This is a genomic window from Gordonia jacobaea (assembly GCF_001186365.1).
Lineage (GTDB): Bacteria > Actinomycetota > Actinomycetes > Mycobacteriales > Mycobacteriaceae > Gordonia > Gordonia jacobaea.
This window is the reverse complement of record NZ_LDTZ01000017.1, coordinates 293961-315632: the sequence shown is the minus strand read 5'-3', so window position 1 is coordinate 315632 and position 21672 is coordinate 293961. Positions and strand designations below refer to the sequence as shown.

Here is a 21672-nt window from a genome sequence, read left to right as displayed (position 1 = left end):
GAGTGGGGATCTCGACGATCAGACCATGTAGGTGGAGTTGATGATCGCACCCTTGCGGGCGTAGTGAATCAGCGCGTCCTGCACGTCGAGCGGATGTGCCGGAATGACGCCCTCGATCAGATCTTCTTCCCGACCACCATGCAGCGCGAGACCGAAGCGACACGCAAAGACGGTTCCACCCTCCTTGATGAAGGTCTCCAACGCGTCGTTGATGTTCTGCTCGCCGGGGAAACCGGAGTCACCGGTCTTTGGAAACCCGCGTGTGGCAAGGCAATTGATTGCTCCGGGACCGTAGAAGTAGATAGCCGACTCGAAGCCCTTGCGTAGCGCGCGGGTGGCCTGCAGCACTGCGACGAACGATACCGAGGACTCGTGCGCGATGCCGTGGACGAGCGTGAAGTAGGTTTCGCCCTCCTCCGCCTGGTAGTCGGGGAAGATCTTGGTGCCGCCGTAGATATTCGAACCCTTGGGCAGGGAGGGATGCGGAATCTCGGCAAGAGACTTCGCAATGTTCTCGGTGATGGTGTCGTCGAACATGGCCATGGGGTTACTCCTCGATGAGACGGGCGAGACCGCCGTCGTGTGATGGGGGTGTGCGGGCGACACTGCCCACTGGCGAAGAATTGATGGTCGGATGGCTTGGGATACTTGACGTTCCGACTGATAACAGTTCACGCCCGATTTATTACGTGATGGTTACTGATGGAAAAATTGGCGCCCGGATCGAGTTAACGTGAGCGTGCGGGTTCCACCCCTCACGATTCGGGGAACTTCTGAATACTGAAACGGTGCGGTCGGCCCTGCGCTGAAGGCAAGAGGTACCTAGCTTCGTCTCATGAGTATCGGCGGCTATTCCTGCGCGCGGTTGCATCTGCGGGAGAACCACCAGGTGGATATGTCGGCCGGACCGGCGGAGGCTCACTCCTCGCTGGTGGGCGCCTCACGCTCGCGCCGACGGTCGGCTTGCAAGGATTTGATCCGACGCTCCTCGCGTAGGGCCTCGACGTGCTTGGTGCGCTCGGCGGCAAGCCAGTCGGGCATCTCTTCGAGCAACGCGTTGATCTGATCGGTCGTCAACGCCTCGGTCACCTCGCCCCGGACCAGCCCGGAGTTGGAGATCCCGAGTTTGGCGGCTACCAGATTCTTCGGGTGCGGTCCGTTGGCACGCAGATCGCGCAACCACTGCGGCGGATCGGCCTGCCAGGCCGCCACCTGTTCCCGGGTAATCGTTCCGGAGCGAAACTCGTCAGGTGTCGCGGGAAGGTAGATGTCGAGCTTCTTGGCGGCGGTGGCCGGCTTCATGGACTGCGAGCTCATACTCGCAGCGTATCCCCGGTAGCCTCGGGGCGTGAATTCGCCCGTCGATCCCGATGAGTCCAGCGCTGTGGTCTTCCGGCTCGCATTTGTGCCGGGTACCACACCGGGGAAGTGGGTCCGCATTTTCGGGGAGCGTCACCCGAACGTCCGACTCGACCTTGTGCCGACTGCGGTCGCCGACACCGCCGCAGCGCTTATCAACCGCAGCGTCGACATTGCGATCACCAGGCTGCCCGACGCACTCTCCCATGCCGATCTGGGTCCGCACCACATCATCGCCCTGTACGAAGAAACGACGGTGGCGGTGATGGGTAAGGACAGTGTGCTCACCGCAGGTGACGAGTTGTCACGGGCCGACCTTGCCGACGAGAACCTGCTCTGGCCCCTCGATGAACCGCTCGTCGTCACCGAACGTCCCGGTAACGCCGTGGACCATCGGCCGGAGACGACCGCCGACGCGATCGAACTCGTGGCCAGCGGGATGGGGGTGGTGCTGGTGCCGCAATCGCTGGCGCGTTTGCACCACCGCCGCGACCTCGACTATCGCCCGGTCACCGACGTCCCGACAAGCACCGTCGGACTGCTGTGGCCGCAACCCACTTCGGATCTGGCGGCGGAGTTCATCGGGATTGTGCGTGGACGCAAGGCCACATCGTCGCGTGGCACGTCCGAACCGCCACCGAAGCGGTCGGCGAAAGAGAAGGCGGCCGCCAAGCGGGCATCTCGCGAAGCGGCCGGAACGATACCGACACGCGGAAAAGCAAAGGCGCGCAAAACTCGACGGTCGCGGTGAAACCTACTGTTGGGCTGCGCATCTCGAATCCGAACTTCTGCACGGCTGTCCACCTCGACCCCCGCTCAGGCGAACCCCACAACGGACTCGCCGATCGGTTACCGCCGCGCGTCCCTATTGCGCGAGAAGGATTCTCAGCGAACGGTGGCGTCGAAGTTCTGGGTGAACACGCCATCGGGATCCCACTCGTGCTTGATCGTGCGCAGTCGCGCGAGGGTCGGCGCGGGAAACGCCGCGGCGATGTCTTCTGGCCGGTGGTTTGACTCGAAACTGAGGTAGATGCCGTCTCGGCGAGCGCGGATCGGTTCCCACGCGTCGTCGAACGCCTGGGAGGAGTGGTCGGCGACAGCGGTGACCGAGAAGTTCTGGTGGCGGTGGGCATACGCGGTGGCATCTGCCGGCACGTCGTTGATCGCCCCTCCCGCAGAACGGATCTGGATCATCTGCGCACCGTAGGATGCGAGTAATTCGCCGATGTCGGCGGCGAGATCGTCGTCCAGATGCTCGACGAGTGCCGTGTGCATGACAGCGGGTTGCTGGCCGACGTGGAGCGCATCGGACGTGAGCGGGACGGCCGGGTAGGGAACCAATTCGGCTCGTGCGCCGACGATGTCGGGCAACTCCGTAAACGGTGTGAGCGCGCGGGTCGCCGCCGCCGCGTCGTCGCCGGCGTAGACTACCGTCGCTTGCGCGAATGGTCGCGCACCGGCGCCGATGTACAGGAACGCCGAGATCTCGCGAGGAGCGGCCTCGACCCGGGGTCCCCATTCGGTGAGAAACGTTGCCACGTCGGAGATGTCGAACGCCAGCGCCGCCCGCGCCACCGTGGGCGTGGTGGCGGCCTCGAACTCGAATCGGGTAACGATTCCGACGTTGGCGCCCGCGCCGCGGATCGCCCAGAACAGGTCGGGATGCTCATCGTGCGACACCCGCATGATGCGCCCGTCGGCGGTGACGATCTCGGCCGCGCGTATGCGGTCGATCGTCAACCCTTGTGCTCGTCCGAGCAGTCCGATTCCGCCGGTGGTCGCCAGGCCACCAACACCGACATCGCCTGAGTCTCCAGAAGTCAGGGCCAGTCCCCAGCCGTAGAGGTTGCGAGCGACCGCGCCCCACCGCCCGCCGGCTCCGACGGCCACCGTCGCGTCGCCCACATGCTCCACGTGATTGAGGTGTCGCAGATCGATGACGGTCCCTCCGTCATTGGTGGCGATGCTGCTGATCCCGTGCCCACCGCTGCGGATCGCGAACGGATCACCCTGCCCTACAGCGATTTCCAATGCGCGAGCCGTTTGGTCTGCGTCGACCGGCAGAAGCACACGGCCCGGACTGCCCGTGGCCGAGTAGACGTGCCGAACATCTTCGTAGCCGGGGTCGCCGGGAGTAATGATGTGAAGCTCATCGGTCGTGCCCATCAGTGCGCCTCCGGTCCGACACGCTTGTCCGTGAGGTAGTGCACCGTGGTGTCGGAGAGGGGGCTGGTCCCGACGACCAACGCCGCGACATGTGCGCCGACCTCCTCGCCCTCGAGCCACGTCGGATCGTCGACGCCTGCACGCTGCCGCGCACGCGTCCGTACGACGCCCAAGATGACCTGATAGAACCGCGGGCCACGACCATCCTGTTCAGCGGCGATCGTCCGCGTCAGCGACTTCGACGCCGCCGCACTCAATGCGACACCGGCTGCGCCCGGGAACGGGATGTCGGCACTCATTCCGTTGAGCTGCAGGATCATTCCGGTGCGCGCTGTGTGCGGCAGGAAGCCGCGAAAGAGCCGGAAGACGGTCGTCAGATTGGCATCGAGCAAGTGTTGCCACTCGTCGTCGTTGAGTGACAGCGCGGGTCTGCGCCCCTGATTCCCCCACGACGCGACCGCGACGACGACTCCGTCGAACGTTCCATAGGTTGTGGCGAGTGCCTCGATCTGCGCGTCGAGATCGGGCGCCGATGCGTCCAGAACCTCGGTGTGCAGCCGCTGATCGGTCTCCGCGTCGACGACGTTCGCCCGCAGCTCATCGAGTCGGGCGCGATCACGGCCGGTCGCGATGACCGTCGCGCCGTCGTCGAGCAGTGTCCGAACGACGCCTTCGCCCACGCCCCCGGAGCCGCCGACGACAACGACTGTCTTTCCCTGAAGGTCCGGTGTGGTCAATTCCCAGGCCGGGTGTACTGCAGTGGTCATGCTTGCGCTCCTTGCGTGTTGGCGGCGACTCGCGCCGCGTTGGTTTCCAGTGCGGTCAGGGCGTCTCCGAGCGCGGTCAACTGCGCGTCGGTGAGTGCATCACCGAACCACTGTTTCGCCGCCCGCAGATGTGGTCCGACGGCCCTTCGGTGGGCGCGGCGACCGTCATCGGTCAGCGAGATCGTCGACGCGCGACCATCACCGTCGATCTCCGGTCCGCGCTCGAGCAGGCCCCGTTTCTCCATCCGACCGAGTTGGTGTGCAAGTCGGCTGGAGTCCCAACCCATCTCCCGTGCGCAATCCGACGGCCGCGCAGATCCGCCGGCCTCGACGAGATGAGCCAACACGGTGAATTCCTGCTCGGAGAGGCCGGCGTCTTTCAGTCCCCGACCAACCTCGCGTCGCAGGGTCTCGGTCACGGTCTGTAAGCGCTGCCAGACGTCGAGCTGGCGGGCCGATAGGTGATTAGCTGACATGTCAGGTAAAACCCAGTAGGCGTCGATCTATTCCCGTTTGTTCGGAGCGGTGTGCCGCACGCCTCGTTGACGCGGAACCAGGGAGTCCGACTTACTGCCCCTTGCGCACCAGAGCCACACCTGCGGGGTCGGCAATTTCTCCGCCCCGACGACGCAAGCTGGCCAGCACCGGTTCCTGCGTTGCCGAGTCGACAAAGCGGTATCCGTTGTCTGCGGCCTGAGGTAGATAGCTGTATCCCCACTGCGCGAGCGAGGCCAAGACGGTACTCAGCGCGTGGCCGGCCTCGGTCAGCTCGTAGGCCTGCCGACGACGGTCACCGACTTCCTGATACTCGACCTGCTCGAATACGCCTGCAGCAACCAACGACGCCAACCGCGCACTGAGGACGTCGGGCGCGATCCCGAGTTCTGATCGGAACTCCGAGAACCGCGTTCTACCCCGCAAGGCCTCTCGGATGATGAGCACCGACCACCGTTCGCCCAACACCCCCATGGCGCGAGCTATCGGGCACGCATCGTCCGTCCACGCTGTTCTTGGCACACGTCGATTGTCACACACCCTAACTTGGCTTATACAACCCAGGAGTTCTCTTGTGCCGCTGCACATGGCGGCCCGGGGTTGATCAGGAATCGTCCTCGACCACGGTGAGGACTGTCTTGCCGGGTCCGGCCTTACTGCTCTGCGCCTGCCCTGCGTCCGCCAACGGGAAAGTGGCTGCCACCACAGGCTGCAACCGCCCATCCGATACCAGTTTCGCCAACTCGGTCATACCGAGCCGGTCGGCCTCCACGAACAGGCCGGCCAATCGAATTCCCTTGCCGGTAGCCGATTCCGCGACGTCGGGCAATGACTGGGGAAGAGTCGATACGAGGATGCCACCAGGCTTGAGTGCCTGCACAGCCTTGCTCGGATAGTCGTGTCCGATGACGTCGAAAACCACATCCAGATCGGTGACGGCATCAACGAAATCTGTTGTCGTGTAATCGATCACCTCGTCGACGCCCAACCCGGTAAGAAAGTCGGCGCTTGCCGCGCCTGCCACGGCGTAGACGTAGGCGCCGCGGGCCTTGGCGATCTGGACTGCCAAGTGCCCGACTCCACCTGCGGCGCCGGTGATCAGGACTCTGCTCCCCTGCCCCACGTGTGCCGTCTCGACCAGAGCCTGCCACGCGGTGAGTCCCGCCAGTGGCAATGCCGCTGCGTGCACGTGGTCGAGAGCAGCGGGCTTCGGCACGAAGACACGGGTGGGCGCGACGACGTACTCGGCGTACGCGCCGTGCCCCTGCGGAAATGGCAATAGCCCGACCACTTCGTCTCCCGGCGCAAACAGCGTCGACCCGAGTCCGACCTTTTCGACCGTCCCCGACACATCCCAGCCGAGGACGAATGGCGGGTTTCCGACGAACATGCCCGTTTCGCGGTTCATCGCATCGACAGGGTTCACGCCCGCAGCGTGCACCCGAACGAGGATCTGGCCGAGCCCTGGAGTAGGGGTGTCGATATCGACCTCGGTAAGCACTTCTGGTCCGCCGAGCCTGTCCTGGCTGATAGCGCGCATGAGAATCGAAGTCCTTTCATCGAGGTGTCTCTGTGCCCATCCTTGCTCAGGCTGACGGCGGCGGGTATCCGTCAGATGACTGTGGCGTATCGATACACAGTCATCTGACGGATACCTGTCCAGACGTACTTTGGATCAAGCTCGTCCGTGGAGACCCCGAGCGATAGCGAGACTGATGTGGCGACAACAACAACGGTAAGCGGAGCAACTGCCGTAGTGACCGGTGGACGACGCGGCTTGGGTAAGGCCATCGTCGACGAACTGCTCGCCCGCGGAGCGACCAAGGTGTATGCGACCAGCCGGACACCTGAAGCCAGCAACGACGCACGGATCGCCAACGTCGCACTCGACGTCACAGTTGAATCGTCGGTACTGGCCCTGGCGGACGCGGCCGCCGATGCCACGATCATCGTCAACAATGCAGGTCTACTCGCCGGGCAGTCGCTGTCGACGTCACCGATCGACGACATCGAAGCAGCAATGGAGACCAACTTCTTCGGCCCGCTGCGTGTGACCCGTGGGTTTCTGCCGAAATTCGTAGCGACCGATGCCGCCACCATCGTCAACGTCGCTTCGGTGCTGGCGTGGATACCCGGTTCCGGGGCGTACGGCTGCTCCAAAGCCGCGCTGTGGTCGGCGACGAATTCACTGCGTATGGAGCTCGAACCGCAGAACATCAACGTCGTGGGGGTGTATCTCGGCTACACCGACACAGACATGGTGTCGGGCCTCGACGTCCCGAAGAACGATCCTGCAGATGTCGCCCGTCAGATCGTCGACGCCATCGAATCCGGCGCACCCGAAGTGATTGCCGACGACGTCACCCGCGCCGCCCGCAGTTCCGTCTTTCGCTGACGTCTGCGCGACGAGGTGCAATACATACCGGTAAAACGACACACGGACGGATTCCCAATGCCAACGTTGTTTCTTGAAGACCTCACACCTGGGCAGAGCTTTTCCGGCACAACGACGATCCAGATAACCGCGGAGGACATCCAGCGGTTCGCTGCCGAGTTCGATCCTCAACCGTTCCATCTCAGTAGCGCGGGTGCGGCCGATTCCGTCTTCGGGACGCTGGCCGCCAGCGGCTGGCACACTGCCGCAGTCACCATGCGGTTGCTGGTCGACAGCGAGTTCCGGCCCTCCGGAGGAGTCGTCGGAGCGGGATTCGATGATCTGCAGTGGCCGCTACCGGTGCGCCCGGGCGACGAACTGCGAGTCACGAGTGAAGTCCTCGAGGTCCGCCGATCGAGATCGAATCCACTCATCGGCATCGCCAAGGTTCGTACCGTCACGCTGAATCAGAATGATCAGCCGGTGCAGGTATCAGTGGGTAATCTCGTGATCCCGGCGCGCGATACTCCGAAAGAGCCTGGCACGCAGTCGGACTGACCGACTGCACAGTTCCTAATACCGGCGAATGCAGTACAGAAGGAGTATTAGCGATGCCAGAGCTGACATACGACGTTTTGGTTCTCGACGGCACGCCGCGTTCCGGGGACATGCGCCTCCCGAGCGGGGAGTCCATCGTCTCCTCGCCACTCTCAGTCACACTCGTGCAAGGCAGTTCGGATGCAGTTCTCGTCGACGCGCCGTACACCTATGGTCAAGTTGAGCGAGTCCGCAACTGGATCCGTGATTCGGGACGAAACCTCATCGCCGTCTATATCACCCACGCGCACGGCGACCACTGGCTCGGAGTTCACGAACTTCTCCGGGAGTTCGGCGACGTGCCGGTGTACACCACTGCCGGCCCTTTGTCGCGGATGCCCGGCGAAGCGACAGAGGGGCGAGATCGGTTGTGGGACCGCGTGTTCGGTGGTCTGATTCCGCCGTCTCCCGTCATCGCGCAGTTGTTCCCTCCTGACGGACTGCAACTCGAAGGTCACGACCTGGTTCCGATCGACCTCGGCCACACCGACACTGCAGACACGACCGCGCTCTGGGTGCCCGATCTGCGACTGTTACTCGCCGGAGACTCTGTCTACAACGGCGTCCACCAGTATGTCCTGGAGACACCTGACGGCGGCTTCGATTCCTGGCTCGCCGCACTTGACACCATCGCCGCTCTCGACCCGGCCTTCGTCGTCGCCGGCCACAAGGCCCCAGGGAGCGACGACGATCCGCGATGCATCGCCGAGACCCGCGACTACCTGGTCTTTGCCCGCGAACTGCTCGCAACTGTCGACCGTCCTGACGAGTATTACAAGCGGATGCTTCGGCGATACCCGAAGCGCGTCAACGCAGGACCCGTCTGGTACTGCGCGCTCGGTCTGCTCACCGGTCGATAGCACATTTTCGGTTAGGTAAATCAGCGCGATTACACCCTGTGCAGTCAACACACGTATACCGCAGGCAGGAAGGCCCGAACAGAATCGGTCTTGGGGCGTCACCAATCGTGTTCGCTCCCAATGCCGCCATCCGTGAGGGAGACTCAGATGCCATTCATAACCGCTGCCGACGGCGCCCAGATCTTCTACAAGAAATGGGGGTCGGGCCGCCCGGTGATCTTCAGCCACGGATGGCCATTGAGCGCTGACGCGTGGGACGTCGAGATGAAACTCCTTGCCGACCATGGCTATTGCGCAATCGCTCATGACCGTCGCGGACACGGCAGATCCGAGCAGACGTGGACCGGCAACGACATGGATACCTACGCCGCAGACCTCGCCGGTCTCGTCGATGCCCTTGACCTGACCGATATTTCACTCGTTGGGCATTCCACCGGAGGGGGCGAGGTCGTGCGTTATGCAGCCCGCCACGGTCAAGGTCGGGTCAGCAAGATTGTCACGGTCGGAGCGGTACCGCCGATCATGGTGCGTTCCGAACGGAACCCCGAGGGCACTCCGATCGAGGCCTTCGACGACATCCGCGCCAACGTTCTCGCCGACCGCTCAGCCTTCTGGCAAGACCTTGCTCTGCCGTTCTATGGTTTCAATCGCGAAGGGGCGGCCGTCTCCAAGGGCCTCATCGACGAATTCTGGCGTCTGGGCATGCAGGCAGGACTCTCCGCCGTCTACGACTGCGTTGCCCAGTTCTCCGAAACCGACTTCACCGAAGATCTCCAGAACCTTCAGGTACCAATCCTCATCGCTCACGGGGACGACGATCAGATCGTGCCCATCCACGATTCCGCGGCCAAGGCAATCGACCTGGTCAAACACGGCACTCTTCGCATCTACCCCGGTGCGTCGCACGGTATCCACGGGGCCTATCAGGCGGCGCTGGGGCGCGACATCGTGGAGTTCCTCGGCGAGTGACGACACCAGCCATCAGCGGCGCCCTCGCTAGGTGTAGGGCAAATCCCTCTGGGTTGGAATAGCCTATTCAGGGTGCTAGGGTCCAATTGTGACTCTCCTGCAGTCGGATATGCGGACAGGAAACAGCACCGACGCACGCCGGCGAACTGATAGCTCGAGCAGTCCGGCGGGAGTTAACCGAGCCGGATCAATGATCGGTCGCGTCGAAGAATTCGAGGCCATTGTCACTGCCGCTTCCTGCGCCCGAGAGCAGGGATGTGCGCTCGTCGTCGAGGGACATCCCGGAATCGGTAAGACGACGCTGCTCACCTCGGCCGCGCAATGGGGCAAGGACAACGGGTTCACGGTTCTGTCCTGCGCCGGAGTCCAGTGCCAGACCAAGGTGGGCTACGCCGCAGTACACGAGTTGGTACGCCCGATTCTCGGGAATGCCGATTCCCTTCCGCCACACCAGAAGCGCGCCCTCCTCGGTGCGCTCGGATTGGGCGAGCCTTTCGAGTCAGACCCACTTCTGATCGGTGTCGCGGTGCTCGGGCTGATCGAGGAGGCGTCGGCGCGGCGTCCGCTGATGCTCATCGTCGACGACGCGCACTGGCTCGACGGCTCGTCTCTGCATGTGTTGACGTTCGTCGGGCGCCGGATCTCCTCTGCGGCAGCGGTCTTGCTGTGCGCGGCTCGCCCGGGACTCGACGGTGAATCGGCCCGGCTCGTGTCTCTACCTCGTCTGACGTTGGGTCCTGTCGACGAATCGGCCTCACGAACTCTGCTCGCCGAGGCACTCGCGGCCGGACCGGAGTTGAGTGAACTGGCCCAGCGCCGGGTGCTTTACGAGGCGGCTGGTAACCCGTTGGCCATTGCCGAGCTCGCGAAAGCCGTCGCCGCGACGGACGACCACCATCTCTGGGGTGGAACGCCGCCACTGCCAACCACCCGACGCATCGAAAGGATCTTCCTCGAACAACTCGGCGTACTACCCGAACCCAGCAGGCAGATGCTCGCACTCGTCTCGGCGAGCGACGCGACGTCGTTGACGGAAGTGTTGGACGCCGCACGGCGCGTCGACCTACCCGAGACCTGCTTGGACCCGTTGGAACGCACGGGCTTGATCACTGTCGATGACGGCGTCATCAAGGTGCGACATCCTCTGATCCGATCGGTGGCGTACAGCGCAGCGACGTTATCGCAGCGTTCGACGTTTCATCGCGCGCTCGCTGAAGCCACCAGCGACCCAGCGCAGGCCACCTGGCAACGAGCCGCCGCCTCTTACGGGCGAGACGAGGTCATCGCTACAGAACTCGAGTACGTCGCGCGCGCCGCAGGACAGCGGGGCGCCAACGCCGAAGCCGCCGCGGCGTGGCGGCGCGCGGCGATACTGTCGACCACACCGGGTGAGCGCGTGCGCCGCCTGGTGCGCGCGATCGAACCGGCTTGTCGAGCGGGGTTGACCACGGAGGCGATCAACATTGTCGACGAGGCCGAACCGTTGGCCACCGGCCTGGATGATCTCGTCGAACTCGCCACCGCCCGTTTCACTCTCGGCGTCACCGCCGGTGTGGCGGTGCCCGCGATCGCCGACTTGCTGTCGTTGGCAGATCGACTCGCCGACGCCGACACACCGGAGCACCATCTTGCACGCGTCAACTTGGTGGCCGCTGCCGCGGCACAGTGTCGGATGCACGGCCTCGACGAGGGCGATCGCCACCTCGTGGCAGACAGCCTGCACCGTCTGGAAGTCCTTGACGAACCCGCGATTGAGGTCGCGTTGGCGACCGTCGAAGACACCAAATACGCGCACCAGTTCCGTTCGCACGCAACGACTCTTCACACCGCTGCCAACGACGACACCATGCTGCTGATGTCGATGGGCTTGGCCGCCGAATCAGTCTCTGATCTGTCGACGGCTCAGCAATGTTGGGACAGAGCTATTCGAGTTGCACGTACCAGCGGTGCGCCCAGCATCGAATGCGAGGCACTGCGCGGATCAGCTCGCGCACAGATCATCGCAGGCCAGCTCCCCGAGGCGGCAATGAGTGCGCAAACCGCTTTGCGTATCGCAACTGACTCCGACATGTCCCTCAGCATGGGGAGCGCCGCAGCACTACTTGCGCGGGCTCATGCGTGGCGCGGGAGCTTCGCCGATGCTCAGAGCGCACTGGCAATCGCTCGTCAGCACCTCCCTGTGGACACATCACTGCTCTGGATCGACGACCTGGCTTGGGCCAGTGGTCTTCTCGCTCTCATCCGGCACGATTACGACGAGGCGTTCACGGAATTGTCGAAGATGGTGCGGGACCGTAGCTCTCGTCGGTGGGCCATTGCAGATCTGACGGAGGCAGCGGTGGCGAGCCACAACGTCGACAATATTGGCACGCTGGTGGACGAAATCAACACTGAGGCAGCAACATTGGGCTCCCCATATCTGCTCGCCCTGGTGCATCGGAGCCGAGCATTGTTGGCCGGCAACGGTACCGACGCCGAAGAACACTTCCGGATAGCACTGCACGACGGTGCCCGTGCCGAAGCGTCGCTGGAATACGCGCGAACCCAACTGAACTACGGAGAGTGGCTGCGTCGGCAGCGTCGGATCGTCGATTCACGGGTTCAACTTTCGGCGGCCCTCAGGGCGTTCCAATCGCGCGACGCCGAGCCGTGGGTGCAACGGACCCGCACCGAACTTCGGGCAGCCGGGGTGCAATCGCCCGGAGACTTGACCCCCACGAACGACGTAGAAGCGGAATTGACCCCACAGGAAATGCAAATCGCACGCCTGGCAGCGTCGGGGCTCAGCAACCGTCAGATCGCTGATCAGATCTACGTGTCGCACCGAACCGTTGCGGCACACCTCTACAAGGTGTTTCCCAAACTCGGGATCAGTAGCCGGAACCAGATCCGAGACGTCCTCAACGAACGCGAGCGCCATTGAATTGGCACTTGCGTCTGCCCTTCAGCCAATGATGTTGTTCGCCAACCAGAGTGCCGCGTGCGCCGGAAAGGGGGCGGGCAGGATGAGAACTAGGTGCGTGAAGCCCGCGTCGACGACCTCAGCGATAGCCGCCCGCGTCTGAGCGGGATGCTCGTAGGACGTCGGCAACGCGACCGATCGTACGATCGACGCCGGGTCGCGACCGATCTCGTCGCACAGTCGATCGAGCAGCGCATTGCGCTCGACCATCTCGGCGATGTCGCCGCCCGGCATGTTCCAGATGTCCGCATGCTGTGCGACCACCCGCAGTGTTGCCCGCGATCGGCCACCGATCAGCAGGGGTGGGTGCGGACGCTGCAGCGGCTTGGGATTACCCACCGCCCCGGTCAACACGACGTGCTCGCCGGTGAAGTCGAACGGATCGTCCTCTGTCCAGAGCCGTTTGATCACTTCACACGCCTCGGCAAGCGCTTCCACTGATTGCCCGAAACTGTTGTACGGCAACCCATTTGCCTCGTACTCACGGCGAGCTATCGGAATGCGCGGGTTGGAGCCCGCGCCGATGCCGAAGTCCAGCCGACCGTCGGACACGACGTCGACGGTGGTCGCGATCTTCGCCAGCATCGCCGGCGGACGAAAGCGGTTGCTCGTCACCAGCATTCCGACCCGCACCCTCTCGGTGACCGCGGCCAGCGCAGAGAGCAACGTCCACCCTTCGAAGATGGGTCCCTCCAGCGGTCCACCGATCGGCAGGAGGTGGTCGAACAACCACATGTGTTCGATCGCCGGTATGCCGTCGGCGTCTTGCCACACTTGGAGTAGGTCGGAGTAGTTAACCTGTTGCGGCGCAGTGAGAATCCCGAACGAAGGCATCACGCTTCTCCCTCGGTGCGGGCGCCTACCATGCCACCGGACCGTTGACGTCGGTGAACGTACCGGTGGGTCCGTCCGCAGTTATCGACGCCATACGCACGGCGGAGACGGCGCCTTCAGCGGGAGTCAGGACTCCCCGGTGTCCGTTGAGGTCGGTGGCGACGAAGCCGGGGCACACCGCGTTGACGAGGATGTTGTCGGCGGCGAGATCCCTCGCGTACTGCAGGGTGATCGCGGTCAGCGCCGTCTTAGACGGGACGTAACCCAGCGCGACCGGGGCCGACTCAAAGGTCTGCGGATCCGTCATCATCGTGAACGACCCCGCGCTGCTGGACACATTGACGATGCGCCCGGCCTTCGACTTCCGCAGCAGTGGCAGGAAGGCACTCGTCACATTGATGACGCCGAATACGTTGGTCTCGAACACGAATCGGATGTCGTCGACGTTGGCCGAGCGAGGTAGCTGACCGGAGAAGTCCGAACCCGGCCGGTGGCTGATCCCGGCATTGTTGACCAGTGCGTCGACCCGCCCGAACAGACTCTCCACCGTCTCGGCAGCAGCCGCAGCCGACCCGGGATCGGTGACGTCGAGAGCGACGGCGACCGCGTCGCCGCCAGTTGCGCGGATCTCCGCGACGACCTGCTCCCCGGCTTCCTTGTTGCGCGCGCCGACCACCACCACGTTGCCCAGGTCTGCGAGCTGCTTGGCGATCTCCCGGCCGATCCCCTTGTTTGCGCCGGTTACTACTGCGATCTGCTTGTCACTCATCGGTTCTCCCTGAGTTCGACGTTCACGGCGCCGCTTCCAGGCACTTGCTAACCGGAGCGGTACTCCACTTAAAGTATCGGATAGGCTATCCGGTTAGCAAGAGGCGGAGACGCACAGGAGCTACGTCGGGATACGAAGGCCGTCCAGGAAGGTCGCGAGAATCGGCCGACGGTAGCGCGCGTCTCCGGGAATGGCCGCGATGGCGACGACGGAGTCGAGAATCTGTTCCAGTGACAGGTCGCCGCGGACTTCCTGCGCGTGCTGCGCCGCGATGAGCAGTGGTCGGCCGGACGCGATCACTCGCGCCCGGCTGGTGTCGAACATCGTCTCGTCGCCGTCGACATGGGCCAGCAGGTCCGCGGCGAATGGGCGCTTATTCAGCGCGAACGTCATGAAACTCCGCAGCCAGTACTCGAGCCTTGCGGCAGGCGTGTCGCCCTGGGCGTCCTCGCCTGCGTCGCAGATGACCTGGACCTCGCCCTGGTAGAGCGCTTCGAGCAGAGCGCGGCGGTCGGCGAAGTTGCGGTAGACGGTCGCCATGCCCACGCCTGCGCGCCGGGAGATCTCGGCCATGGACACGTCGCTGCCGGATTCCTCGAACGCAGAGCGGGCAGCGGCGAGGATCTTGTCGCGGTTGCGCTCGGCGTCGGCGCGGCGAGAAGAGGCCTGCGCGGCCGACAGGGGCCTCGCTGCGTTCATTCGTGGTTAGCCTATCCGGTTAGTGATGCGGATCGCGCGTCCGCTACGGGTAGAGCATAGCGTTTCGGCACAGGGTCGAGCGCCGGTCCGTGGGTCGTCGTGGCCCGTGACCCACGCCGAGGTCCGACAGAGAACGCGTAGCTGGTCCGCCCGATTCGTCGACACCCGAGGCGCGGACCGCTTCCCAGCTGAAGTCAGCCTCGGTCGCGCGCAACTCGGCAGCCGCTGGTCTGACCAGTCTCAACCCGTTTTGAGGAGCCAGTAGAGCGGTTCGGCAATGCTGCTGATCCGAGCGTGCCCTGACCCTGTCGGTCTCGTCGGACACCGATTGTCGACGTCCGTGAACACCTTTGGCACCGCCGTCGGATCGCCCGTCGACGAGGTCTGACGCCATAGCGCCAGGCGGACCTCTCCACTTGTGGCGAAGTGACCTTCTCGGACACTATTCTAGTACTAGAATATGCGGGTGCTGACTCCTGCCGAACTAACGGTGCTGGGCCTGATCGTTGAGCAGCCCCGGCACGGCTACGACCTGCAGCAGGTGATCGAGCAGCGCGGTATCCGACAGTGGACGGACATCGGCTTCTCATCCATCTATTACGTGCTCGCGAAGCTGGAGAAGCGTGGCCTCGTCGAGGCCGCTGAGGGCAGTCCTGCCGCGAAGTCTCGGCGGGTGTTCCATGCCACCGCGGAGGGGCGGCAAATGGCAGTCGATGAAGCCGTTGCGTTCATCGCAGATCTTCGAGCGGTCGCGCATCCGGTCCTCGTCGGCCTGGCCAACTTGCCGCTGGTCTCGAAGCGTGCCTATGACGAGGCGCTGCGTAGCAGACTGACTCAGCTTGAGGCCAGGATCGCATCAGTTATGGAAGCCCAGCGGATCCAAGCTCCCCTACCGCACCCAGCGCGTGAAGTCTTCTCCTACTCCCTCAGCCTCCTGGAGGCGGAAAGGTCGTGGCTCGCCAAACGAGTCCAGGTACCCGATGAGTGAACAGACCACGCCCAAGCCACCCGACACGACGATCATCGACGGAGTCACCACGGTCGGCGGCGCGCATTGCGAGACAACAGCACTCGGCGTGCTTCTGAGCCGCGCCGGGATCGATCTCTCCGAACCGATGCTCTTCGGGCTGGGCAGCGGGCTGTCTTTCATCTACTGGGACTCGAAGCAGCAAGGGCTGCCCTTCCTGGGCGGCAGGGTGAAGCCCTTCGTGCTCACCCAGAACCTGACGCAACGACTGGGGCTCGAACTGCACGTACACGAGACCACCTCCGCGCGAAGGGCTTGGGAACAGGTCCGCTCCTCGATCGACCAGGGGAGCCCCGTAGGCCTTCAGCTCGACAGCCATGACCTGGAGTACTTCGGATCCCGTGTGCACTTCGCCGGTCACGTCGTCGCCATGTACGGCTACGACACCGAGCGGGCACATCTGGTCGACACCGCGCAGCAGGGCGGAGCCGTGACAACCAGCCTGGAAAGTCTGGCCAGGGCGCGAGCTGCACGCGGGCCGATGTCGGCCCGCCACCGGTCCTTCACCGTGAAGGCGGCGGCGAACACGGATGCCGGGCACCTCATCCCCGCGATCATCCCCGCGATTACTGCATGCGCTGAGGACTTCCTGGCGCCGCCGATCGCCAACATCGGCAACCGAGGAATCCGCACAGCTGCCAAGCGCGTGAAGTCGTGGTTCGATCGAGTCGAAGATCCCAGCCGCGACCTCGCCGTCATCGCCACCCTGATGGAACGCGCGGGCACCGGAGGCGCACTGTTCCGCAACCTGTACCGCGACTTCTTGACCGAGTGCCAGCGGCTACTCGAAGGTGAGCCGGTCGCGGACGTCATAGAGCAAGGAAGGAACCTCTTCGCCGAGTCTGCGCTGCTCTGGACGAGCGTCGCGGAACTCATCGAGAAGGCCGGTGCTATGGGTAGCCCGGACCATCTCGCAAGAGCGAGTCAGCTGCTCGATGACATCGCAACGATTGAGACCTCCGCGATGACTGCACTCAGCGCCCTGACGGAGTCCAAACCCGACCCACTCCCCACAGCGCTCCCAAGCGGGTCGAGCTGAGTGCGCGGCTTCACATCAACGACCACCGGTCCATCGTCTGTCAACAACAGATAGTCCGGCACGTGCCTGCGCGGACGCTTCGCGATGGAGGTACGAATCAGGAACGGCTGCGCAATGATTCGACTCACCGCAGGATCGAAGTCCGCGAACAAAAGTCGGGTGAGTTCTAATCGAGATTCGTAGACTACGTGCGCTTGGTCGGTCGCCGACCAGTAGGTACCCGAGTGCTTCTGGCCGTGGCGCCAACGGAACATCCGCCACGGCACCGCATTGCCGATCAGCTCAAGGGAGGCGTGGTCCCATTCAATGCAGGATTCCTTCAAGGAGTCCTCTGAGCGCAGCGAAATATTCGGGAGTGGCATTGCCCCCACCTCTGGCATGCCGCCACCATCGCACCTCCGAAATGCCGCTATGCGGATTCCAGACGGCGTGTCTCAGTCCGTCTGCACAAATGCCGCCGAGGTGCAGTCAGTCGTGAGAAAGTGCAGTCAAACTTGAGAACCTACAAACACCAACTACCCCCGCGCCATATCCACGAAGCGGCTCAAATGTAGTTGGTGCGCAACGGTTATCGTCGCCGTCGGACCGTTGCGGTGTTTGCCGACGATGATGTCGGCCTCACCCGCGCGCGGGTCGTCGCGTTCAAACGCGTCGGGACGGTGGAGCAGGATGACCATGTCGGCGTCCTGCTCGAGCGATCCCGATTCACGAAGGTCCGACACCTGCGGCTTCTTGTCGGTGCGCTGTTCTGGACCACGGTTCAGCTGGCTGATCGCGACCACGGGAACCTCGAGTTCCTTTGCGAGCAGCTTCAATTGGCGGCTGAACTCCGAGACTTCCTGCTGACGCGACTCGACCTTCTTGCCCGACGTCATCAGCTGCATGTAGTCCACCACAACGAGTTTCAGGTCGTGGCGCTGCTTGAGGCGTCGAGCTTTGGCGCGAATCTCCATCATGGTGAGGTTCGGCGAGTCGTCGATGAACAGCGGCGCCTCGGAGATCTCACCCATTCGGCGTGCGAGGCGCGTCCAGTCGTCGTCAGACATCGAACCGCCACGCATGTCGCCGAGCTTGATCTTGGCTTCTGCCGAGAGGAGTCGCATCACGATCTCGACCTTGCTCATTTCCAGGGAGAACATCGCGGCCGTCATCTGATGGCCGATCGAGCACGACCGGATGAAGTCCATGGCGAGCGTCGAATTGTGCGTCGGCACCATCGCCTCACCAGCGAGGTACATGTGCTCGTCGTTGTCGACCTGCACGCACCGCACCGGGACGCTACGGACCGGACGAACGGCGACGACGCGTCGAACTCCCGACTGCATGCGAAGCTCCTTGTGGCGCAACGCTTTATGGTAAACGGTGAAGACATCGTCGTCGCCGGTGTCGACGCGGAGCCAGCCGGTGGCCGACCTCTTGTATGTGTAGCCGAGTCCGGCGACGAGGTCGGCGATGACGGCGGTCATGTGTCGGGTAGCGGCGGGAACGATGATCCATCCGTCCTCGTCGACGCTCGCGCGGGCATCGAGGAGTCCGGCGAGCAGTGCTCGACGCTGGGCGATCGACCCGCGCAGATACTCATACGGAATACGACCACCGAGGTCTGACATCAGCGCCATGACGTCGACGTCGCCCTCGGCGTCGATGCGGATGCCGATCTCGGGGTCGTCGAATGCCATTCCGGCAAGTGCGGCAACGGTATACGGACCGTAGGCAAAGTTCTTGCGCGGCAACTCGAGTGGCTCGGTGTTGCGCACCATGGCGCACCCGACGTGCACCCGCAGATCGGCGGTGGTGAGGGTGCGGCGCTCGTCGTCGATCTCTGCGACCCACTGGTGCTGTTCGTCGGCGACGAGCACGCTGCCGTCGCTGAACTCCACCTCGAAGCACGGCCGCTCGGTCATGACCTCGGTCGCGGCAACAACGCGCGTCGGCCTACCGTGCGGATCGATGAGCTCGTCGCCGACGCTCACCGTGCCCATCGTGGTCCAGCCGGTCGGGGTCGGTAGCGGAGTGTCGAGCGAGAGCGCTTTGCCGACACCCGGGCGGGCCGCCACGATGATCATCTGCCCGGGGTGCAGTCCGTTGGTGAGCTTGTCCAGGTCGGCGAAACCCGTTGGCACACCGAGCGAAATGCCACCACGGGAGGCGATGGAGTCGATCTCGTCCATCGTCGGCTGCAGCAGCTCTTCGAGCGGCACATAGTCTTCGGCGGTACGCCGCTCGGTGACCTCGTAGACCTCGGCCTGTGCGCGGTCGACCACCTCGGCGACATCCTGACCGTCGGCACCGGAGTAGCCGAACTGCACGATGCGCGTGCCAGCCTCGACGAGGCGTCGAAGAATGGCCTTCTCGGCGACGATCTCGGCGTAGTAGCCGGCGTTGGCCGCGGTGGGCACGGTGGAGATGAGGGTGTGCAGGTAGGGTGCGCCTCCGATGCGGCGCAGCTCGCCCGCGCGCTCGAGTTCTGCGGCGACCGTGACGGCGTCGGCGGGTTCGCCCTTGCCGTACAGCTCAAGGATCGCCTCGTAGACGGCCTGGTGCGCCGGGCGGTAGAAGTCGTTGGTGCGGATCTTTTCGATGACGTCGGCGATCGCGTCTTTCGAGAGCATCATGCCGCCGAGAACGGACTGCTCCGCCGCCATGTCTTGCGGCGGTTGACGGCCATATTCCTCGACCGGCATGTCTGGCTCGTCTGGTCGTCCGGAATCCCGAGCCGCACCGTGGCCGCGATCATCGACAACTGCCACGTGTGCCAACCTTTCGAAATCGAACCCTGACGATGGACGGCCCCCCAACCGTCAACTCGTCGACACGGCGGTGTGCTGACGACTCTGCCGTCCCCCGGAAGCCTGACTGGCTGAGTCGTCTTTGTTCATACCCGAGGGGTCTGACAGGTCGGACCGCACATCGCGACGCGCAACACCATCGGGCACTGATGGAAGACAGTAGGAGTTCGTCTCGTCGCACTCAAACGCGCTTGTGGACGAACTTGTGGATGGCCTGTGGACGGCGCGCGCGCAACCGCGTGTCAGTTGTGCAGCCGCTGTGGAGAACGCTGGGGAGTAGATGTGTGTGTAACTCAATCTTCGCAGGTCAGATGCTGTGTGCGATTTCCACAACGAAGAACTTTTCTTGGCTCGGCGTGTCTTGGGAAACTCACAGCCGGGCGTGTTGTGGGCGGGTGACAACCACCATTGCGCTACAACGCAGTGAACAGTGGGTGTGACCTGCGCAACAACAAGATTGATGCGCGGCGATTCGCCTTCGCCGCGCCGCGTAACCCGCCACTGTCTGAGTTTTGCCCTCGCCCGACGCTGCGATGTGGTGCACTGGCCCCGTGCCGACGACCCGCAGACGCCACCGGATGTCTCGCTCCCGTCTGGCGTCGTGTTTTCTGGCGGCCGCAGCACTTCTCGTGCCGCTACTGAACGCATCCCCGGCATCCGCGGCACCCCTACCGCTGCCCGCCGCGTTCGACCTGTCGCGGTACACACCAGTCGATCCGACGCCGTTCCGCTCACTGGCCTACGACGACAACGGACGGTCGTTCTTCACCACCGGACGGTGGAACTGCCAGATCGGCCCGACGTTCCGCTCGGTGGGCTGCCAGGGCCGCCCCGCGACCGCACCTCCCGTCATCCAGGGCGCAGCCATCACCGCCGACGCCCAGGGGCCGTGGTGGGTACCTGAACCCGATCTGCTGACCGGCACCTCATACCGCTTCGGCTCGACGTCGGGCTTCCGTCCGCCGCGTCTGAGTGTCGGCACACAGGTGACGATCGCGGGTGTCACCTGCACGGTGCCCTCAGCCACGCAGGTTGCCTGCCGCACCGGCAATCGGGCGCTGATCTTCTCGCCCGGATTCCACAAGTTCTACTACCCCGCGGGAGACACCGCGCACAACGGCAATCCCGCTCCGCGCTACCTGCCGGCGTCACTGCAGGCGTCGAGTCAGCTACCGCTCGTGCCGGCGCCGCCGAGCTGATAGGCCCCCTACCGTCACTCCGCAGTCGCGGGGGTGCCTGCTCGACGCCGCTCACGCAGGTTGCGCACGCCACGTGGCGTAGCGGTGAGTAGGTACCCCGCATCGACACCCTTGTTGACCATCAGGATCGGAATATCTGTTGTGGCGCAGAGCCTTCGGGCCAATCGACCCGGCCCGGACGCATACCCGAGAACCATTGCGGCCGCGTCGAGGTCGCGGGATTCACGAGCCAACACGACGTGGGGACTACCGCTGCGCACCAGCGCTCGAACATCGGAAGCTCCTGCGGCAGAAGCGACTTCTCGTGCGCGTCGCTGAACTTCATGGATCACCGAGAGTTCCTCGAGTTGATAGGCGTCGACACCCAGCTCATCCCGCCAGCGTCGTTCCTCGTGACTGCGGTGGGGATTCGCGCGCTGCCGCGCGACGGCACTGACGAGGTAGAGCGGCGCCTCGGCGCGGACCGCACGCGCGCAATACTCGACCGCCCAATATGATTCGTCCGTTCCGCACACTCCGACGACGACGGGCGGTACAGACGTTTGGGTCTGGTTCTGGGATGACCTGCGCAAGGGAATTGTTGCGACGGGATTGTGCTGGATCTGGTGACCGAAGAGAGTGTGCATGGCGGTGACTTCCGAGATGGGACTGCATAGCTGTGAACGCGAATCCCTTACACCGGCACACCACGTCGGGCACCATTACCGAGCTGGACCCGGGGAACTCGCTGCACATGACGCTAAGAGCGCGAGCCCCCGCGGTATCGG

22 protein-coding genes are annotated in these 21672 nt (G+C 64.0%); 9 read left to right on the top strand and 13 right to left on the bottom strand.

Translation table 11 applies throughout. The annotated features are described in order from the left end of the window. Nucleotides 1–18: 18 nt before the first annotated feature. Nucleotides 19–543 carry an MSMEG_0572/Sll0783 family nitrogen starvation response protein gene (locus ABW18_RS12635; RefSeq protein ID WP_005203430.1) on the bottom strand — a complete coding sequence of 175 codons (525 nt, stop codon included), beginning with the start codon at nucleotides 541–543 and terminating at the stop codon, nucleotides 19–21. A gap of 375 nt (nucleotides 544–918) precedes the next feature. Then, nucleotides 919–1302 carry a DUF5997 family protein gene (locus tag ABW18_RS12630; protein ID WP_049699472.1) on the bottom strand — a complete coding sequence of 128 codons (384 nt, stop codon included), beginning with the start codon at nucleotides 1300–1302 and terminating at the stop codon, nucleotides 919–921. A gap of 46 nt (nucleotides 1303–1348) precedes the next feature. Here ABW18_RS12630 and ABW18_RS12625 point away from each other — a divergent pair, with 46 nt between their 5' ends. Next, nucleotides 1349–2110, top strand: coding sequence for a LysR family transcriptional regulator substrate-binding protein (locus tag ABW18_RS12625; RefSeq protein ID WP_049699299.1), 762 nt, complete (start codon nucleotides 1349–1351; stop codon nucleotides 2108–2110). 134 nt (nucleotides 2111–2244) lie between these two features. On the opposite strand, the gene ABW18_RS12620 is transcribed toward ABW18_RS12625, so the two are convergent. The 5 genes from ABW18_RS12620 to ABW18_RS12600 form a co-directional block, all read right to left on the bottom strand. Then, nucleotides 2245–3525 (bottom strand): FAD-binding oxidoreductase, encoded by a 1281-nt coding sequence (locus ABW18_RS12620; protein WP_049699298.1) that lies wholly within the window; start codon nucleotides 3523–3525, stop codon nucleotides 2245–2247. Beyond that, nucleotides 3525–4292 (bottom strand): SDR family NAD(P)-dependent oxidoreductase, encoded by a 768-nt coding sequence (locus tag ABW18_RS12615; protein WP_083444391.1) that lies wholly within the window; start codon nucleotides 4290–4292, stop codon nucleotides 3525–3527. The genes ABW18_RS12620 and ABW18_RS12615 overlap by 1 nt, the downstream gene beginning before the upstream one ends. After that, nucleotides 4289–4768, bottom strand: coding sequence for a MarR family winged helix-turn-helix transcriptional regulator (locus tag ABW18_RS12610; RefSeq protein WP_049699296.1), 480 nt, complete (start codon nucleotides 4766–4768; stop codon nucleotides 4289–4291). Before ABW18_RS12610 ends, ABW18_RS12615 begins: the two co-directional genes overlap by 4 nt. 91 nt (nucleotides 4769–4859) lie before the next feature. After that, nucleotides 4860–5309, bottom strand: a complete 450-nt coding sequence (locus ABW18_RS12605) for a winged helix-turn-helix transcriptional regulator (protein ID WP_049699295.1) — start codon at nucleotides 5307–5309, stop codon at nucleotides 4860–4862. 82 nt (nucleotides 5310–5391) lie between these two features. Then, a complete protein-coding gene (locus ABW18_RS12600; protein WP_049699294.1) occupies nucleotides 5392–6327 on the bottom strand; it encodes an NADP-dependent oxidoreductase in 936 nt (311 codons plus the stop codon). Between the two features lie 177 nt (nucleotides 6328–6504). On the opposite strand from ABW18_RS12600, the gene ABW18_RS12595 reads away from it, so the two are divergent. The 5 genes from ABW18_RS12595 (at nucleotide 6505) to ABW18_RS12575 (ending at nucleotide 12510) form a co-directional block, all read left to right on the top strand. After that, nucleotides 6505–7182 (top strand): SDR family oxidoreductase, encoded by a 678-nt coding sequence (locus tag ABW18_RS12595; RefSeq protein ID WP_049699293.1) that lies wholly within the window; start codon nucleotides 6505–6507, stop codon nucleotides 7180–7182. A gap of 57 nt (nucleotides 7183–7239) precedes the next feature. Then, nucleotides 7240–7719: a MaoC family dehydratase gene (locus tag ABW18_RS12590; protein ID WP_049699292.1), complete on the top strand. Its 480-nt coding sequence runs from the start codon at nucleotides 7240–7242 to the stop codon at nucleotides 7717–7719. A gap of 53 nt (nucleotides 7720–7772) precedes the next feature. Then, nucleotides 7773–8618: an MBL fold metallo-hydrolase gene (locus tag ABW18_RS12585; protein WP_049699291.1), complete on the top strand. Its 846-nt coding sequence runs from the start codon at nucleotides 7773–7775 to the stop codon at nucleotides 8616–8618. Between the two features lie 147 nt (nucleotides 8619–8765). Further along, nucleotides 8766–9587 carry an alpha/beta fold hydrolase gene (locus ABW18_RS12580; RefSeq protein WP_049699290.1) on the top strand — a complete coding sequence of 274 codons (822 nt, stop codon included), beginning with the start codon at nucleotides 8766–8768 and terminating at the stop codon, nucleotides 9585–9587. A gap of 190 nt (nucleotides 9588–9777) precedes the next feature. Continuing rightward, nucleotides 9778–12510 carry an ATP-binding protein gene (locus ABW18_RS12575; protein ID WP_049699289.1) on the top strand — a complete coding sequence of 911 codons (2733 nt, stop codon included), beginning with the start codon at nucleotides 9778–9780 and terminating at the stop codon, nucleotides 12508–12510. Nucleotides 12511–12531: 21 nt separating this feature from the next. Here ABW18_RS12575 and ABW18_RS12570 read toward each other — a convergent pair whose 3' ends face one another. The 3 genes from ABW18_RS12570 to ABW18_RS12560 all read right to left on the bottom strand — a co-directional run bounded on the left by ABW18_RS12570 (nucleotide 12532) and on the right by ABW18_RS12560 (nucleotide 14851). Beyond that, nucleotides 12532–13383 carry an LLM class flavin-dependent oxidoreductase gene (locus ABW18_RS12570; RefSeq protein WP_049699288.1) on the bottom strand — a complete coding sequence of 284 codons (852 nt, stop codon included), beginning with the start codon at nucleotides 13381–13383 and terminating at the stop codon, nucleotides 12532–12534. A 25-nt stretch (nucleotides 13384–13408) separates the two neighbouring features. After that, entirely contained in the window at nucleotides 13409–14152 is a 744-nt protein-coding gene (locus tag ABW18_RS12565) for an SDR family oxidoreductase (RefSeq protein ID WP_049699287.1), read from the bottom strand. A gap of 120 nt (nucleotides 14153–14272) precedes the next feature. Further along, complete coding sequence (locus ABW18_RS12560) at nucleotides 14273–14851, bottom strand: TetR/AcrR family transcriptional regulator (protein ID WP_049699286.1); 579 nt, start codon at nucleotides 14849–14851, stop codon at nucleotides 14273–14275. Between the two features lie 466 nt (nucleotides 14852–15317). On the opposite strand from ABW18_RS12560, the gene ABW18_RS12555 reads away from it, so the two are divergent. Then, a complete protein-coding gene (locus ABW18_RS12555; protein ID WP_200903257.1) occupies nucleotides 15318–15839 on the top strand; it encodes a PadR family transcriptional regulator in 522 nt (173 codons plus the stop codon). Continuing rightward, a complete protein-coding gene (locus tag ABW18_RS12550) occupies nucleotides 15832–16917 on the top strand; it encodes a BtrH N-terminal domain-containing protein (RefSeq protein ID WP_049699284.1) in 1086 nt (361 codons plus the stop codon). Before ABW18_RS12555 ends, ABW18_RS12550 begins: the two co-directional genes overlap by 8 nt. Here the strand turns inward: ABW18_RS12550 and ABW18_RS22455 are convergent. Together ABW18_RS22455 and dnaB are read right to left on the bottom strand one after the other, a co-directional pair. Next, nucleotides 16803–17171: a TnsA-like heteromeric transposase endonuclease subunit gene (locus ABW18_RS22455; RefSeq protein ID WP_338043844.1), complete on the bottom strand. Its 369-nt coding sequence runs from the start codon at nucleotides 17169–17171 to the stop codon at nucleotides 16803–16805. The genes ABW18_RS12550 and ABW18_RS22455 overlap by 115 nt on opposite strands. 261 nt (nucleotides 17172–17432) lie before the next feature. Continuing rightward, nucleotides 17433–19667, bottom strand: coding sequence for a replicative DNA helicase (gene dnaB, locus ABW18_RS12545; RefSeq protein WP_049699283.1), 2235 nt, complete (start codon nucleotides 19665–19667; stop codon nucleotides 17433–17435). Between the two features lie 617 nt (nucleotides 19668–20284). Between dnaB and ABW18_RS12540 the strand changes: the two genes are divergently transcribed. Next, nucleotides 20285–20905 carry a hypothetical protein gene (locus ABW18_RS12540; protein WP_049699282.1) on the top strand — a complete coding sequence of 207 codons (621 nt, stop codon included), beginning with the start codon at nucleotides 20285–20287 and terminating at the stop codon, nucleotides 20903–20905. A 14-nt stretch (nucleotides 20906–20919) separates the two neighbouring features. On the opposite strand, the gene ABW18_RS22450 is transcribed toward ABW18_RS12540, so the two are convergent. Beyond that, a complete protein-coding gene (locus ABW18_RS22450) occupies nucleotides 20920–21531 on the bottom strand; it encodes a universal stress protein (protein ID WP_083444388.1) in 612 nt (203 codons plus the stop codon). Nucleotides 21532–21672 lie beyond the last annotated feature (141 nt).

Excerpts from the sequence above, each read along its gene's own strand:
- ABW18_RS12560 (WP_049699286.1), bottom strand. The coding sequence starts at position 14,851 with ATGAACGCAGCGAGGCCCCTGTCGGCCGCGCAGGCCTCTTCTCGCCGC.
- ABW18_RS22450 (WP_083444388.1), bottom strand. The coding sequence starts at position 21,531 with ATGCACACTCTCTTCGGTCACCAGATCCAGCACAATCCCGTCGCAACA.
- ABW18_RS12610 (WP_049699296.1), bottom strand. The coding sequence starts at position 4,768 with ATGTCAGCTAATCACCTATCGGCCCGCCAGCTCGACGTCTGGCAGCGC.
- ABW18_RS22455 (WP_338043844.1), bottom strand. The coding sequence starts at position 17,171 with ATGTTCCGTTGGCGCCACGGCCAGAAGCACTCGGGTACCTACTGGTCG.
- ABW18_RS12540 (WP_049699282.1), top strand. The coding sequence starts at position 20,285 with ATGTCTCGCTCCCGTCTGGCGTCGTGTTTTCTGGCGGCCGCAGCACTT.
- ABW18_RS12565 (WP_049699287.1), bottom strand. The coding sequence starts at position 14,152 with ATGAGTGACAAGCAGATCGCAGTAGTAACCGGCGCAAACAAGGGGATC.
- ABW18_RS12580 (WP_049699290.1), top strand. The coding sequence starts at position 8,766 with ATGCCATTCATAACCGCTGCCGACGGCGCCCAGATCTTCTACAAGAAA.
- ABW18_RS12635 (WP_005203430.1), bottom strand. The coding sequence starts at position 543 with ATGGCCATGTTCGACGACACCATCACCGAGAACATTGCGAAGTCTCTT.
- ABW18_RS12585 (WP_049699291.1), top strand. The coding sequence starts at position 7,773 with ATGCCAGAGCTGACATACGACGTTTTGGTTCTCGACGGCACGCCGCGT.
- ABW18_RS12620 (WP_049699298.1), bottom strand. The coding sequence starts at position 3,525 with ATGGGCACGACCGATGAGCTTCACATCATTACTCCCGGCGACCCCGGC.
- ABW18_RS12575 (WP_049699289.1), top strand. The coding sequence starts at position 9,778 with ATGATCGGTCGCGTCGAAGAATTCGAGGCCATTGTCACTGCCGCTTCC.
- ABW18_RS12590 (WP_049699292.1), top strand. The coding sequence starts at position 7,240 with ATGCCAACGTTGTTTCTTGAAGACCTCACACCTGGGCAGAGCTTTTCC.
- ABW18_RS12630 (WP_049699472.1), bottom strand. The coding sequence starts at position 1,302 with ATGAAGCCGGCCACCGCCGCCAAGAAGCTCGACATCTACCTTCCCGCG.
- ABW18_RS12550 (WP_049699284.1), top strand. The coding sequence starts at position 15,832 with ATGAGTGAACAGACCACGCCCAAGCCACCCGACACGACGATCATCGAC.
- ABW18_RS12615 (WP_083444391.1), bottom strand. The coding sequence starts at position 4,292 with ATGACCACTGCAGTACACCCGGCCTGGGAATTGACCACACCGGACCTT.
- ABW18_RS12570 (WP_049699288.1), bottom strand. The coding sequence starts at position 13,383 with ATGCCTTCGTTCGGGATTCTCACTGCGCCGCAACAGGTTAACTACTCC.
- ABW18_RS12600 (WP_049699294.1), bottom strand. The coding sequence starts at position 6,327 with ATGCGCGCTATCAGCCAGGACAGGCTCGGCGGACCAGAAGTGCTTACC.